We start from the raw sequence: 15,237 nt of genomic DNA, 5'->3' as shown, positions 1-15,237 counted from the left end.
GTTTTTTTTCCTCGAAAACCGTGGGTTGTGCGCCGCAGCCGGATTGAACGACACTTCGCGCGGGGTGAATTTGCCATTTGGGGAGCCGATGCACGCGACGATCAGCACGACCGAAATCTTTCTCATCGCGATGGGGATCATCCTCGGCGTGCCTTACCTGATCTGGCGCGTGGGTCGCACCGACTACTACGCGCCACTGGTCGTCGTGCAGATCATCGCCGGCATCCTGCTCGGCCCCGGCATCCTTGGCAGAGCCTTCGCCGACTACTACGCCTTCGTGTTCAACTCGCAGGTCGTGCAATCGCTCAACGGCATTGCCTGGTGGGCGGTGATGCTGTTCGTCTGCATCGCCGGCATCGAACTCAATTTGAAAAAGGTCTGGGAGCACCGCGTTGAATCGGGCATCACCGCCGGGCTGGCACTCGGCACGCCGCTCGTGCTCGGCAGTGTGGCCGCGATCGGTCTGCTGGCGTTCCCGGGCTGGATCGGCGCGCGCGCTCTGGACTGGCAATTCGTGCTCGGCGTCGGCATGGCCTGCGCGGTGACCGCGCTGCCGATCCTGATCCTGCTGATGGAGAAACTCGAGATCCTGCGCCAGCCGATCGGCCAGCGCATCCTGCGCTACGCAAGTCTCGATGACGTGGCGATCTGGGGCGTGCTCGCGGTGATCCTCATGGACTGGGCGCGCGTCGGCAAGCAGGCCGGGTTCCTCGTCGTGTTCGCGCTGGTGACGCTCGCGTTTCGCAGGCTGATGCGCGCATTGCCGGAGCGCGACCGCTGGCATGTCGCCTTGATCTGGCTCGTCGCCTGCACCTGGGGCGCGGACTGGTCGGGCCTGCACTACATGGTCGGCGCCTTCCTCGCCGGCGCGGTGATGGATGCCGAATGGTTCGATCAGGAGGCGATGGATTCGTTCCGCCGTTACGTGTTGCTCGCGTTCATGCCGGTGTTCTTCCTCTCCACCGGGCTGCGCACGCAATGGGATGTCGGCGGTGTGGCGGTGTTCCTCGCCGCGGGTGTGCTGCTTGCCGCCTCGGTCGGCGGCAAGCTGCTCGGCATTCATGCCGCCGGCAAAGCACTCGGTTGGCCGCGCGCAGAAGCCTCGATCATCGGTTGGCTACTGCAGACCAAAGCCCTGATCATGATCATCTTCGTCAACATCCTGCTCGACAAGGAGTTGATATCGAACGCGACCTTCACCGCCCTGCTGCTGATGGCGATCGCGAGCACGATGCTGACCGTGCCGATCGTCGCACCCCGGCTGCAACGCATGCGCGAGCTCATCTTCAAATCCGCGTAACCCGTCTGGCAGCTTCGCCGGGGAGAAGCAACGCTAGCTCGCGTTGCGCCTCGAAGTAAAAAAACCGTTCAGGGTGAGGCGGCCGGCAGTTGGGTCGTCACTCAACTTTTCGGGAGCGAAAATATCGCCGGAATGCAGCATGCGCCCGTCGTAAAAGACGATTCGGTTCCACCGCGCAGCGATGCGGCCGACCTGGGTGAACCAGTCGTTCGACGCGCACAGGTAGCTTTGCGCGATACCGTATTTCCGCGTGAATTCCCGCGCCGTCAATTGCTGCGAGTCGCGGAACAGTTCGACCATCTCCTGCACGGGCCGCGCGGGCTCGTAGAAGCTCGTGCCGCCGAGAGCCTCGTCCTTGAACAGATAGAGCACCGACGCCTGGATGCTGTGCCGTTCGTCGACGTGCTGCCCGTCGGTGTGGCAGATCGACTGGAATGGCCGCAGCTCGGTCGGCGCCAGCGTCACCATCGACAGCCGGCATTGCATCCGCACCGTACGACGCGCATCGAAGTCGCAGCGCAAATGCTCGGCGAAAAATTCATCGAGGCGGCGGGCAATCGGCGCGGGCATGCCGAGATAGCGGCCCGGATAGGCACTGAAATTGACCGGATGGAACGCGGCGCGATTCATGACTGCGAATTGCACGAGCGCGTCCGCATCGACCAGCGCATCGTCGATCACGTAACAAAAACGGCCATTGAGCAAACGCACCCGTTCGATGCGTGGCCGCGGGTTGAACAGCGCGACCTTGTCCAGCGTCTGCATGAGGCGAAACCCGTCGTTCGAAGCGAACTATCCGTTGCGGCCGAACAACCATAGCACCGCACGCGCGAACTGCGCGCGCCAGGCGGATTCATGGTGCTTCGCCTCGGGATCGACGACGACGTCGATCTTGCCCTGTGGATGACCCTCGGCGCGCAACTGGTCGACCATGCGCTGCATGTCGGGCAGCATCGAGTCGCCTTCCTTGCCGCCGGCGTAGAAATACAGCTTCGCGTCCTTGCGCGGCGGTTGCGCCTTGGCGAAGTCGAACACGGCGGGCTTCGCGAGCCAGTACGCCGGCGAGAAGATGCCGGCCTTGGAAAACACCTGCGGATACTGCTCGATCGCGTATTGCGAAATCAGCCCGCCCATCGAGCTGCCCATGATCGCGGTGTTCGCGCGATCGGATTTCGTGCGGTAGTGACGGTCGATGTACGGCTTGACCGTGTCGACGAGGAAATCCATGTACTGCCGGCCTTCGCCCTTGCCGAACTGCGCGTTGTCCCAGGCGTTGAGTTCGTGGATGCGATCGGCGCCGCCGTTGTCGATGCCGACGACGATCAGTTCGAGGCCCTTGGTCTTCGCCAGTTCGTTGAGCGTTTCGTCGACGCCCCACTCGCCCGAGTACGAGGTCGCGGCGTCGAACAGGTTCTGGCCGTCGTGCATGTACAGCACCGGAAAGCGCTTGTTCGATTTCTCGTAGCCCGGCGGCAGGTAGATGCGGATCGTGCGTTCGCGGCCGAGCTCCGTCATCGCCAGTTTCTGCGCCAGCACGTGCACGTTCGGCTGCGCGGTGCCGTGCGCGATCAGCACGCTGCCGAACATCGCCGGCACGGCAAATTCGAGCGTGCCGTCGGCGGCGGCGGCGAGGTTGGCGCCGGTCAGCGCATCGGTGAACGTGCTCACCGCGATCGGGCCGGGCAAATGTACTTTCACCGTGCGCGTCGCACGGGCGTTGTTCGTCGCAACGATCGCCCATTGGCCTTCGTCGTGGCGGACCACGACCACGACGTGATCGTCGAGATAGCCGGGCGCCTCGAGCGAACCGTGGCGCAGTACGGGGTTGTCGTGGCGCAGCTTGGTCAATGTCTTGTATTCGGCGAGCATCGCCTCATCGGGCTTGCCACCGAGGTCGGGCCACGGATAGGTGCCGCGGTCGAACGGATCGTCACCGCCGGTCACGCCGACTTCGTCGCCGTAGTAGATCGCCGGCGCGCCGGGCATCGTCATCTGCAGGAACACGGCAAGACGCAGGCGCTGTTTCGCGAGCGCGACGGTCGCCGCATCGGCGTGCTCGTCCTTCCAGCCGAAGTCGTACAGCGCGCGCGCGGAGTCGTGCGAGTCAATCAGGTTCATCAGCGCCGAGAATGCCTGCGGCGGATAGTTCTCGCGCATCAGTTCGATGTTGCGCCAGACGTCGCGCGCCTTCGCGCCATTGGCGTAGGCGACGACGGTGCTGCGGAAGATGTAGTTCATCGTCGAATCGAACTCGTCGCCGAGGAAGAATTTCGACGCGTCGAAAAACGTCTCGGCCACGGTCACCGCATCCGGCTTGGCCGTCTTTACGGCCGTGCGCCACTCGCGCCAGAAATCGTCCGGCACCCACGGCGCCACGTCCATGCGCCAGCCGGACAGCCCCTTGCCGAGCCAGTGCTGCATCACCGCGTCGCTGCCGCCGTAGAAGTAGTCGCGCAGCGAGCGCTGCGACTTGTCGAGTTCGGGCAGGTCGGCAATGCCGGCCCAGCCCTTGTACTGCAGGTCGGGATTCTTCTCGTTGGGATAGAACGTGAACCACGGGTAATATTTCGACTCGGGGTGGATCCTGTCGCGATCGAAGGCGCCGAGCTCGGGAAAATTGCCGTAGCGGTTGAAGTAGAGCGAATCGCGGCCGACGTGGTTGAGCGAGGTGTCGAGGATGACGCGGATGCCGCGCTGCGCCGCTTCGCGATTGAGCTTCTCGAACTCCGCGGTCGTGCCGAAATGCGGATCGATCTCGCGGTAGTCGGCGGTGTCGTACTTGTGGTTGCTCGATGCGCGGAAGATCGGGTTGATGTAGAGCGTGTTCGCGCCGACCGATTTGATGTAGTCGAGCTTGTCGGTGATGCCTTTGAGATCGCCGCCGAAGAAGTCGTTGCTGTATAGATCGTCCGAACCGTCGCCGGACTTCGGTACCCACGGCTTGTCGAGCCAGTTCTTGTGGAACTCGACCGTGCCCTCGTGGAACTTGTCGACGCCGGGCTTCGGATCGTTGCCCGGATCGCCGTTGCGGAAGCGGTCGGGGAAGATGTAGTAGTACACCGCATCGCGTGCCCAGCCGGGCACCTTGTAATCGGCGCGGTAGACGGTCTGCCGATAGCGACGGATGCGTGTGGAATCCGACGGCGGATTGACCACAGTACCCAATCCTTGCGAGCCGACTTCGCGCGTGAACGGAATCGGATCGGCGTTGTTGGTGTACAGGTATCTGCGTCCGCCGGCCTCGAATTCGAAGTAATAGGCGTAGACGCCGATAGCATCGAAGCGATAGCGGCCGGTCCAGTAGTCGCCCGGTTTGCCAGCCGCATCGGTGTATTTGGCGCTGGTCAGCGGCACGCGCGCGATTTCGGCGTATTCGAGCACTTCCTGCCAGCCTTCGAGGCGACGCTTCTCGATCACCAGGGTCAGGTTCGCGATGCCGGGCTGTGCGGCCAGATTGAACTGGATCTCTTCGCCGGCCGTGACCGCGCCGAACGGGAATTTGTACATGAGATCGCGCGAGTCGAACTTCACGCTGCGCGCGACCGGATCGTCGATCGGTTTCTCGTCGATGTCGACGAAACTCTTCGGCCCGATCGTCAGGCTCGGCTTACCCGCCGCACGCGCGCCGAAATCCAGCTTGATCGTGGCCGGTCCGGCGAACGCGTACTTCAACTCGCCCGTGGCGGTACGCTCGCCTCCACTCAGCACGAATGGCTCGCCCGTGCGCAGCGCGGTCGTCGCGGACGCAGGTCCGCCGAAGGCGATGCCGCCGCCGAGCCTGGCATCGTTGATGCGGAACTTCTGCTCGCCATCGAGATCGACGTTGAGGAAATACGCATTGCAGCGCCACTGGAAAGCGTAATCCTCGCGCGGGGTTCCATCGTTCATCGCGCCGCGCAGGAACAAGGTTTCCTTGTACGGCGCCGGGGGGCAATTCGTGGCCGTCGCCTTGGCGTCAAGGTGCGGCGTCGCGCAGCCGGTCAGGATGGCGGCGAGGCCCAGCGCCGCGGTCGCAGCGGCGGTGAAAAACAGGATCTTGCGCATTGCCTTCCCTCTCTGCGGCGAGAACGTTCAAGCGTAGTCATGCGCAAGCGCACAAGGAAGCCGTTGCATACGAATTCATCCCCTTCCCTTCTTCTCCCACCGGGAGAAGCCGCGAGAACCACAGCGCCGGATGAGGGAAGCGCCTCGCACTTGTCAACGACACTTTGGGTGTAGTAAGCCTTTCCCTCATCCGCCCGTCGGGCACCTTCTCCCGGCGGAAAAAGGGAAGCAAGGCTCAGCGCTGCGTCGACCTGCGCAGCACGAGCGACACCGGAATCACCTGGTTTTCCACGGCTTCATCGTGGACCAGCTTAAGCAGCGTGTCGACGAGGACGACGCCGGCGCGCTTGGTATCCTGCTGCGCCGTGGTCAAGCCCGGATCGACGAAGCCCGCCAGCGGAATGTCGTCGAAGCCGGCGACGAGTACATCGTCGGGCACGCGCAGGCCGCGCTCGCGCAGCGCCTTGATCGCGCCGATCGCGATCAGGTCGCTGGCGGCGAAGATCGCGTCGAACTTCGCCTTGCGCGCGAACAAGGCCGTCGCGGCATCGAACCCGGATTGTTCCGAGGAAATGGCGCGCGCCTGCAGTTTCGCGTCGACCGTTCCGCCGCCCTCGCGGATCGCTTCGCAATAACCACGGTAGCGTTCGAGAAACTCGGGCGAAGAATCGGTTGCGTCGCCGAGGAACGCGATGCGCTTCGCGCCGCGCTCGATCAGGTGGCGCACGATGTCGCGCCCGCCCTGGAAATTGTCGCAGCCGACCGAGACCTCGGGCTGGTCCGGCGCGATCGCACCCCAGCGCACGAAATGCGTGCCGCGTTCGACCATGAATTTGAGTCGTTCGCGGTAGTCGAGATAGTCGCCGTAGCCGAGCAGGATGATGCCGTCGGCCTTCTTCGATTCCTCGTAGCTCGCCTGCCAGTCGTGGTTGTTCGGCTGCTGGAACGAGATCAACAAATCGTAGCCGCGCTGCGCGCAGGCGCGCGTGATCGAGGCGAGCATCGAGACGAAGAACGGATTGATCAGCGAATCGTCCGGCGCCGGATCCTCGAAGAACAGCAGCGCGAGCGTGCCGCTGTGCTGGCTGCGCAGGCTCGAGGCGTGCTTGTCGACCTTGTAGTTGAGTTCGTTCGCGATCTTGAGGATGCGTCGGCGGGTCGCCTCGTTGACCATGCTGCTGCCGCGCAATGCGCGCGACACGGTCGGCTGGGAGACGCCGGCCAAGTGTGCGATCACGAGCGAAGTCGCTTTCTGTTTGCTGCGAATGGCGCGGCCCTCCTCGGCCGAGCATAGGCAGGCCGGCGAGCAAGGGGCAAGGTCGGGCGCACAACGAAGGCACCGCCCGATTGCGACAAAGTGGTGCCCGCCCCCGCTTTCCGCGCTTCGATGCGCTGATAGAATGTATGGCCTTGAAGCTGCCCTTGCGATGCGCCCGTGAGCGAAATCCTCAGCCCCGAACTCCCGCCGCCGCCCGACGCGGCGCACGCCCTGATGACGGCGGCGTATTGCCGCGACGAAACCGAGGCGATGAACGAGTTGCTCGACCAGGCCGCACTGCCTCAACCAGAGCGCGACCTCGTCCTCGCGCGCGCAACCGAGCTCGTCGCGCGCGTGCGCGCCAAGGCACAGGACGCTTCAGCGGTCGAAGCATTCATGCGCCAGTACGATCTTTCCTCGGAGGAAGGCGTGCTGCTGATGTGCGTGGCCGAGGCGCTGCTGCGCATTCCGGACAAGGACACGGCCGACAAGCTGATCTCGGACAAGCTGGGCGAGGCGAATTGGGAATCGCATCTCGGCAAGAGCGATTCGCTGTTCGTCAACGCCGGCACCTGGGGCCTGATGCTGACCGGCAAATTCATCTCGCTCGCCGACGAAACCCAGCGCAATTTCACCGGCGCATTCAAGCGTCTCGTCGGCCGCGCGGGCGAGCCGGTGATCCGCCTCGCCGTGCGCCAGGCGATGCGCATCATGGGCCATCAGTTCGTCATGGGCCGCACGATCAAGGAAGGCCTCGACCGCGCGCAGGAGAAGGAGAACCGCGCCTACCGCTACTCCTACGACATGCTCGGCGAAGGCGCGCTGACCACGCCCGACGGCGAGCGTTACTACCAGGCCTACGTCGATGCGATCAAGGCTTTGGGTGCACGCGGACCGTTCAATGACATCCTCGACGCGCCGTCGATCTCGATCAAGCTCTCCGCGCTGCATCCGCGCTACGAAGTCGGCAAGCGCGCGCGCGTGCACGCGGAACTCCAACCGAAGCTGCTTGCGCTTGCACAACTGGCGAAGGCACAAGGCATCTGCCTGACCGTCGATGCCGAGGAAGCCGATCGCCTCGAACTCTCGCTGGCCCTGATCGCCGCGGTGCATGCCGATCCTTCATTGGACGGCTATCAGGGTTTCGGCCTCGCCGTACAGGCCTACCAGAAGCGCGCGCCGTTCGTGATCGACTGGCTCGCCGAGCAGGCGAAAACAACCGGCCGCCGCTTCTGCGTGCGCCTCGTGAAAGGCGCGTACTGGGATTCGGAAATCAAGCGCGCACAGGAAGGCGGCCACGCCGGCTATCCGGTGTACACGCGCAAGCCGAACACCGACGTCTCCTATCTCGCCTGCGCCAAGCGTCTGTTCGAGCACGGCCAGGCCGCTTTCTATCCCGCATTCGCCACGCACAACGCGCACACGATCGCGGCGATTCACCACATCGCCAAAGGCCGTCCGTTCGAGTTCCAGCGCCTGCACGGCATGGGCGCCGATCTCTACGACGAAGTGATCGGCGAGAAGAATCTCGATGTGCCTTGCCGCGTCTACGCGCCGGTCGGCTCGCACGAGGACCTGCTGCCGTACCTCGTGCGCCGCCTGCTCGAAAACGGGGCGAACACTTCGTTCGTCAACCGCATCGTCGACGAATCGACACCGATCAAGGACCTGGTCGCCGATCCGGTTGAGGTCGTACGCGGCTTCACCAGCAAACCGCATCCCCGCATTCCCCAGCCGGTCGGCTTGTTTGGCGACTCGAATTCTGCGCCCTCGCAGTATTCGCAATCCATTCGTAGGAAGAATTCCATGGGCGTGAACTTCGGCAACGACAACGAATTGAAGGCACTGGCCGACGCGGTCGGCACGGTGAAGGCGGATTGGAATGCGACGCCGCTCGTGCCCGGCGCAAAGTCCGCCGAGCCGCTGCAGGAGGTGAACAACCCCGCCGATCGGCGCCAGAGAATCGGCACCAAGCAGCAGGCCGACGCCGCGACGATCGATCGATCGCTGACCAACGCCGTCGCCGCGCAGCCGGCCTGGGACGCGCTGCCCGCCGCCTCGCGCGCAGCGATCCTCGAACACGCCGCCGACCTGCTCGAACAGCGCCGCGCGCAGTTCGTCGCGCTGCTCGTGCGCGAAGCCGGCAAGACGTTGCCTGCGGCGATCTCCGAAGTGCGCGAAGCCGCCGACATGTGCCGCTACTACGCGGCGATCGCACGCAAGCTGTTCCAGCCCGAGAACCTGCCCGGCCCCACCGGCGAATCCAACCAACTCTCGCTGCACGGCCGCGGCGTATTCGTCTGCATCAGCCCGTGGAACTTCCCGCTCGCGATCTTCACCGGCCAGGTCGCCGCCGCGCTCGCCGCGGGCAACGCCGTGATCGCCAAGCCCGCCGACCAGACCGTGCTGATCGGCCACGCCGCGGTGAAGCTGCTGCACGAAGCCGGCGTGCCCGACGGCGTGCTGCAGTTCCTGCCCGGCAAGGGCTCGATGATCGGCAACGCACTGCTGACCCAACCGGAGATCGCCGGCGTGTGCATGACCGGCTCGACCGAAACCGCGTGGACGATCAACCGCACGCTCGCCGCGCGCAACGCGCAGATCGCTGCACTGATCGCCGAAACCGGCGGCCAGAACGCGCTGATCGCCGACTCCTCCGCGCTGCCCGAGCAGCTGGTGAAAGACGTCGTCGCCTCCGCGTTCGATTCCGCCGGCCAGCGCTGCTCGGCCGCGCGCGTGCTGTTCGTGCAGGAGGACATCGCCGACAAGGTGATCCACATGCTCGCCGGCGCGATGGACGAATTGAAGGTCGGCGATCCCGCCCTGCTCTCGACCGACGTCGGCCCGGTGATCGACGAACCCTCGCGCAAGAGCCTTGCCGACCATGCCGCGCGCATGGACGCCGAAGCCAAGCTGATCAAGCAGGTGAAACTCGGCGACGACACTTTGAGCGGCACCTTCCTCGCCCCGCGCGCGTACGAACTGAAGTCGCTCTCGCAGCTGACGAAAGAAGTCTTCGGCCCGATCCTGCACGTGATCCGCTGGAAGTCCGCTGAGTTGGATCAAGTCATCGACGCGATCAACGCCACCGGCTTCGGCCTGACCCTCGGCATCCACAGCCGCATCGACTCGACGATCGCCCACATCGCCCAGCGCGCCAAGGTCGGCAACTGCTACGTCAACCGCAACCAGATCGGCGCCGTCGTCGGCGTGCAGCCGTTCGGCGGCGAAGGCTTGTCGGGCACCGGCCCCAAGGCCGGCGGCCCGCACTACCTCACGCGCTTCGTCACCGAACGGACATTGACGATCAATACGACGGCGGCGGGGGGCAACGCATCGTTGCTGACTCTGGGCGAGTAAAAATGCCTGAGTACAATCTTCCGGTTGCGGAAAGAGTTGTAGTCGCAGCAGATTTCCTTGAAAAGCAGAACGAAGCCGGTGCAGCAGGGGCGGTGTTGTATTTGAGCCCGTAGCCCGTAGGTTGGGGTGAGCGCAGCGAACCCCAACATCAATTCGCATCGTCAATCCGACTCCGCTGCCCAATCCTCCGGCAAATCGCCCGAGCGAATCCAACGATGTATCGACGAAAACGGCCAATCCGCGGCGGGTGACGCATGATCGCGCGTCACCGGGTTGAATGCGATCCGGCGCATTCATCGCAGCCAGGATTTTCGCGCATGCCGCGCTGAGCCGTCACCTGGCGCCGACGGCGCGCCGCAAGGCCCGCGCCATGCGCGTGGTGGATCGCGGGACGGGATGTGGTTAGCATCGCCCGCATCAGCATCAGCGGGGCTCTTTGCATGTCGCAGTCTGCCGGTTCCCGCATCAGCGCATCCGACCAGCCCACCGTACTGGACATCGACGCCGCGGTGAGCGGCGGCACGCAGATGTTCGCGGCCGGTCAGCGCGTCGGCCCGTACCGCATCGACCGCCTGCTCGGCGAGGGCGGCATGGGCGCGGTGTATCTGGCCGAGCAGATCGAGCCGATCGAGCGACCAGTTGCGCTCAAGCTGGTCCGCAGTCAGTTGCGCGGCGGCCTGGCCGAGGCGTATTTCCTGGTCGAGCGGCAGGCGCTGGCGCGCATGGACCATCCAGCGATTGCAAAAGTATACGATGCCGGGACCACGCCCCAGGGCTATCCGTTCTTCGCGATGGAGTGGATCGACGGACTCACGCTGGCCGCGTGGTACGCGCAGCACAAGCCGCCGTTGCGCGAGTTGCTCGCACTGTTCATAGCCATCTGCAAGGGCGTGCAGCATGCCCACCAGAAAGGTGTCATCCATCGCGATCTGAAACCCGGCAACGTGCTGATCGCGAGCGTGGACGGCCAGGCGGCGCCGAAAATCATCGATTTCGGCATCGCCATCGGCGCGGCGCGCAGCAACAGCGACGCGGCACAGGCGCAGCGCGCGGGCACGCGCGGCTACATGAGTCCGGAGCAGGTCTCGGGCAAGGCTGCCGGAATCGACATCCGCACCGACATCTACGCACTCGGCATGATGCTGCTGGAGTTCGTTGCGCCGGCGCAATTGTTCGAACGCGTCGCCTTGCTCGACGCGCAGCCGTCCGCGCTGCACGCAGCGCTGCGGGCCTCGCTCGGACAGCGCGTGGATGCGGACGCCGCCAGCGTGCGCGCGTTGGCTGCGATTCCTTCGCCTTTGCGCTGGCTGCTCGCACGCGCCATCGACCCGCAGCGCGCGCGCCGCTATGCGTCGGCGCAGGCGATGGCCGACGATCTCGACCGCTATCTGCGCCACTATCCGCTGGCCGCAGTGCCGGCCACGCGCGCCTATCGCCTGCGCGAATTCGCGCGGCGCAACCGCGGCGCGATACTGGCCGCGGCGCTGGTCGCGGCCGCGCTGATCGCCGGCACGACCGCGGCATCGCTCAACATGCAGCGCGCGCGCATCGAAGCGGCGAAGAGCCGGCAGATATCGGACTTCCTCACCCAGGTGCTCTCGGGCGTGGATCCGGAAAAAGCCCGCGGCATGGACAAGTCCCTGCTGACCCTGATCCTGGGCGATGCGGCAAAAAATGCCGACGCGAAGCTGGCCCGCCAGCCCGAAGTGCTGGCCGACATCAAGGGCACGATCGGCGTCAGCTACCGCGCGCTGAGCGATTTCAAGACCGAACTCGACTTGCTGCGCCAGGCCTACGCGTTGGCGGCGTCGACATTGGGCGCGGATGCGGAGTTGAGCCTGGACCTGCAACGCCAGCTCGCGCGGGCCTGGAGTGAAAATGGCGACTATGCGGCGGCGGCGACGAACATCGACAAGAACATCGCGGCCTGGACCCGGCGCCAAGGCGCGGACGGCCGCAAGACGCTGATCAGCAACCTGGACCGCGTTCAGTACATCTGGTACGCCGGCGACAGCTCCAAGGCCCTGGCCGAGATGAAGACACTGCTGCCGCGGATCGAGCGCGTGCTCGGGGCGGATGACCCTTCCACCATCGATGCCTTGAACGTCCATGCCGTGCTGCTCGGCGAAACCGGCCACTACGCCGAGGCCGAGCCGCTGTTCGAGCGGGTGCTGGCGAGCGAACGGCGCTTGTACGGGGACAAGGCGCCGAAGACGCTGGACACGATGAACGATTTCGCGGTGTTGTATCTGGAATCGCAGCGCTACGCGCAAGGCGAGAAAATTCTCAAGCAGCTGCTGCCGCTGGAAATCGAAATGTACGGCACCGACAGCGCAGTGGCCAACAACGTGGTTTCCAATCTGGCCGGCGCGCTGCGCCAGCAAGGCACGCCCGAGAAGATCGCCGAATCGGGCCAATACTACGACCGCGCTTATGCGTACGCCTCGCGCCGCTACGGTCCGGATCATCCCAACACGATCATCGCGCAGAGCAATGAAGCCAACTATTTCGCCGACACCGGCGATGTGCAAAAAGCGATCGAACTGGACGAACAGGCATTGGCCGCCATCGCCCGGCACGGCGAATTGCCGCAAATCAAGGGCGAGATCGACTATCAGCTCGGCCGCTTGCTGACGCGGACGGCTCGTTATGCCGAAGCGGAACCTCTGCTGCTGTCCGGTGATGCGCAGAAGGCGAGCGAACTCGGCGCCAACCACTGGCGCATGGCCGAATACGTCGGCGCGCTGGTGGATTTGTATACTCGGTGGGGCAAGCCCGAGCAAGCAGCGCAATGGCGGAAACAACGGGCGGCGCTGCCGCCGAAGCCGCCGGACGCGGCGTGAACTTCAACTGCAGACGCGATTGCGCCCTTCCTGCTTGGCGCGATAGAGCTGGGCGTCGGCGAGGCGGAGCAGTTCGGCCGCGGAGGCCTCGCCGCGGCTTTCCGCCACGCCGATGCTCAGCGTCACCGGCAGGCACTGCTCGCGCACATCGATAGCCCGCTCCTCAACGGCCGCACGCAGGGTTTCGGCGATTGCCGCTGCCGCCTGCAGGGTCGTCGCGCGCAAGGCCACGGCGAATTCTTCGCCGCCCAGTCGCCCGATGGGTGCGCCCGCGGCAACGTGACCGCGAATCACCCTGGCGATGCCCGCCAGAACCTGGTCGCCGACCAGGTGGCCATGGCGATCGTTGATCCGCTTGAAGTGGTCCAGATCCATCATCATCAGCGCCAACGGTTTGCTGCGCCCGGCTTTTTCCGCCTCTTCGTCGAGCAAGCCGCGGAAGTGGCGGCGATTGAAGAAGCCGGTCAGGCTGTCGTAGATGGCCAAGTCGATCAGCTCATGGTGATAGCGCGCCTCCACGCTGGCACCGAGGAAGAATTTGATCGCGTTGCTGCCGATGCTGATCTGGTCGCCGTCGCTCAGCTCGGCGCGCTCGACCACCTTGCCGTTGAGATAGGTGCGGTTGGTCGAGCCCAGGTCCTCGACCAGATAGCGGCCGCCCTCGCGCCAGATGCGGCAATGCTGGCGCGATACGCTTGGATGCGGCAGCGTCAGTTCGCATTCGCTGGCGCGGCCGATGGTCACCGCGGTTTCGCCGAGCTCCACCTGCAGACCCAGCATCATGCCGCTGACCACGATCACACGGGGAACGTGCTCGTCCCGTTCGCCGCGCGTGGATTCGAGCACGGTGGCGCGATCGGTATTGGAGTTCTGATCTTTGCTCTGCGGCACGAGGCAATTCCGAGCGTGAGTGGCGATTGTAGCGCAGCGCACTTTCGCGCAAGACGAGGCAAGCCGCCGGCGTGACTCGGCGGTGACGGCAACCGAACGATGCTTGCCGAAACCGGCGGCTCAGAGCGAATCCGGTGCGTGCAAGCGCCGGTACTGGATCGCCTCGCCCAGATGCGGCGCGGCAATGGCATCGGCCCCGGCCAGATCGGCGATCGTGCGCGCGACGCGCAGGATGCGGTGATAGGAACGCGCGGACAGCCCGAGCTTGTCCAGAGCGCGTTCGAGCAGGGCATGGTCGCGATCGCGCAGCACGCAGTCGCGGCGCAGTTCGCGCGAGTTCAGCGCCGCGTTCGGCCGCCCCGCACGCGCCATCTGCCGTGCGCGCGCGGCGACGACGCGCGCGCGCACGACGGCGCTGGTTTCGCCGGGCGGCGCGGCGTCGCCCAGCTCGACCAGCGGCACGCGCGGCACCTCGACCTGCAGGTCGATGCGATCGAGCAGTGGCCCGGAAATGCGCGCGCGATAGCGGCGGATGGCCTCGGGGGTGCAGGCGCAACGCCCCGACGGATCGCCGGCATAGCCGCACGGACACGGATTCATCGCCGCGACCAGCTGGAACGCCGCCGGAAATTCCGCCTGGCGCGCGGCGCGCGAAATCGCGACGCGGCCCGACTCGAGCGGTTCGCGCAGCACTTCGAGCACGCGCCGGTCGAATTCGGGAAGCTCATCGAGAAACAGCACGCCGTGATGGGCGAGCGAGATTTCGCCCGGCCGTGGAATCGAACCGCCGCCGACCAGCGCGACGGCGGAGGCGGTGTGGTGCGGCTGGCGGAACGGTCGCATCCGCCACTTGTCGCAATCCATGGCTTGACCTGCGACCGAGCGCACCGCCGCGGACTCGAGCGCCTCGGCCTCGCTCAGCGGCGGCAGAATGCCGGGCAGGCGGCTTGCGAGCATGGTCTTGCCGGCGCCGGGCGGGCCGGCGAACAGCCTATAATATATGAATAAAGTGGTTTGGTAGTGCGGTTTGAGGTCGGTACCTATGGCGATCCAGAAGAAGGTAGAAGGCAAGGCAGGGGGCGGCGCACAGCCCCAAGCGGAGGCCAAGCCAAAAGCGTATTCCTACATCCGCATGTCCACGCCCGACCAGCTCAAGGGCGATTCGTTGCGGCGTCAGTTGGCAAGATCGCGCGAATACGCCGAGCGGCATGGCTTGGAGTTGATCGAAAGCTTCAACGACCTTGGAGTATCGGGCTTCCGAGGTAGAAATGCCGAGCTTGGGGCACTCGCCCAATTCAAAAATCTCGTAGATCAGGGGGAGATAGAACCGGGCAGCTACCTGATCGTTGAGTCAATGGACAGGCTCAGTCGCCAGAAGGTCATGGATGCATTCCTACTTCTCGCCGACATCGTCGGGAAAGGAATCACCTTGGTCACGCTCGACGATCAGCAAGTCTATTCCAAGCAGATTTTGGGCAATGAGACTTTCAAGCTATTCATCGCACTCGGTGCGATGTCGCGAGCCCATGAAGAATCCCGAC

Annotated in this window: 8 protein-coding genes and 1 pseudogene; 4 read left to right on the top strand and 5 right to left on the bottom strand. The window is 64.9% G+C overall.

The window, feature by feature from the left end; translation table 11 throughout:
- Positions 1–88 precede the first annotated feature (88 nt).
- Entirely contained in the window at positions 89–1,300 is a 1,212-nt protein-coding gene (locus AC16HO_RS14105) for a cation:proton antiporter (protein WP_395641257.1), read from the top strand.
- A 33-nt stretch (positions 1,301–1,333) separates the two neighbouring features.
- Here the strand turns inward: AC16HO_RS14105 and AC16HO_RS14100 are convergent, their stop codons facing one another.
- The 3 genes from AC16HO_RS14100 to AC16HO_RS14090 all read right to left on the bottom strand — a co-directional run bounded on the left by AC16HO_RS14100 (position 1,334) and on the right by AC16HO_RS14090 (position 6,581).
- Positions 1,334–2,065 carry a DUF6445 family protein gene (locus tag AC16HO_RS14100; RefSeq protein WP_395641256.1) on the bottom strand — a complete coding sequence of 244 codons (732 nt, stop codon included), beginning with the start codon at positions 2,063–2,065 and terminating at the stop codon, positions 1,334–1,336.
- 27 nt (positions 2,066–2,092) lie between these two features.
- Entirely contained in the window at positions 2,093–5,344 is a 3,252-nt protein-coding gene (locus AC16HO_RS14095) for an alpha-amylase family glycosyl hydrolase (protein ID WP_395641255.1), read from the bottom strand.
- A 235-nt stretch (positions 5,345–5,579) separates the two neighbouring features.
- On the bottom strand, positions 5,580–6,581 hold the full coding sequence (locus AC16HO_RS14090) for a LacI family DNA-binding transcriptional regulator (protein ID WP_395641254.1): 1,002 nt from the start codon (positions 6,579–6,581) through the stop codon (positions 5,580–5,582).
- Positions 6,582–6,788: 207 nt separating this feature from the next.
- On the opposite strand from AC16HO_RS14090, the gene putA reads away from it, so the two are divergent.
- Together putA and AC16HO_RS14080 are read left to right on the top strand one after the other, a co-directional pair.
- Positions 6,789–9,962, top strand: coding sequence for a bifunctional proline dehydrogenase/L-glutamate gamma-semialdehyde dehydrogenase PutA (gene putA, locus AC16HO_RS14085; protein ID WP_395641660.1), 3,174 nt, complete (start codon positions 6,789–6,791; stop codon positions 9,960–9,962).
- Between the two features lie 440 nt (positions 9,963–10,402).
- Complete coding sequence (locus AC16HO_RS14080; RefSeq protein ID WP_395641253.1) at positions 10,403–12,805, top strand: serine/threonine-protein kinase; 2,403 nt, start codon at positions 10,403–10,405, stop codon at positions 12,803–12,805.
- Positions 12,806–12,808: 3 nt separating this feature from the next.
- Here AC16HO_RS14080 and AC16HO_RS14075 read toward each other — a convergent pair whose 3' ends face one another.
- Positions 12,809–13,696, bottom strand: a complete 888-nt coding sequence (locus AC16HO_RS14075; protein ID WP_395641252.1) for a diguanylate cyclase — start codon at positions 13,694–13,696, stop codon at positions 12,809–12,811.
- Between the two features lie 120 nt (positions 13,697–13,816).
- Positions 13,817–14,725: pseudogene (locus AC16HO_RS14070) on the bottom strand (YifB family Mg chelatase-like AAA ATPase); the annotation flags it as partial.
- A gap of 13 nt (positions 14,726–14,738) precedes the next feature.
- Between AC16HO_RS14070 and AC16HO_RS14065 the strand changes: the two are divergent.
- Positions 14,739–15,237: recombinase family protein (locus tag AC16HO_RS14065; RefSeq protein WP_484335559.1), on the top strand; the 499-nt coding region annotated here is incomplete at its 3' end.

The organism is Rudaea sp., assembly GCF_057139185.1.
Note: the sequence above shows the minus strand (reverse complement) of the source record. Positions and strands in the feature narration are given on the sequence as shown.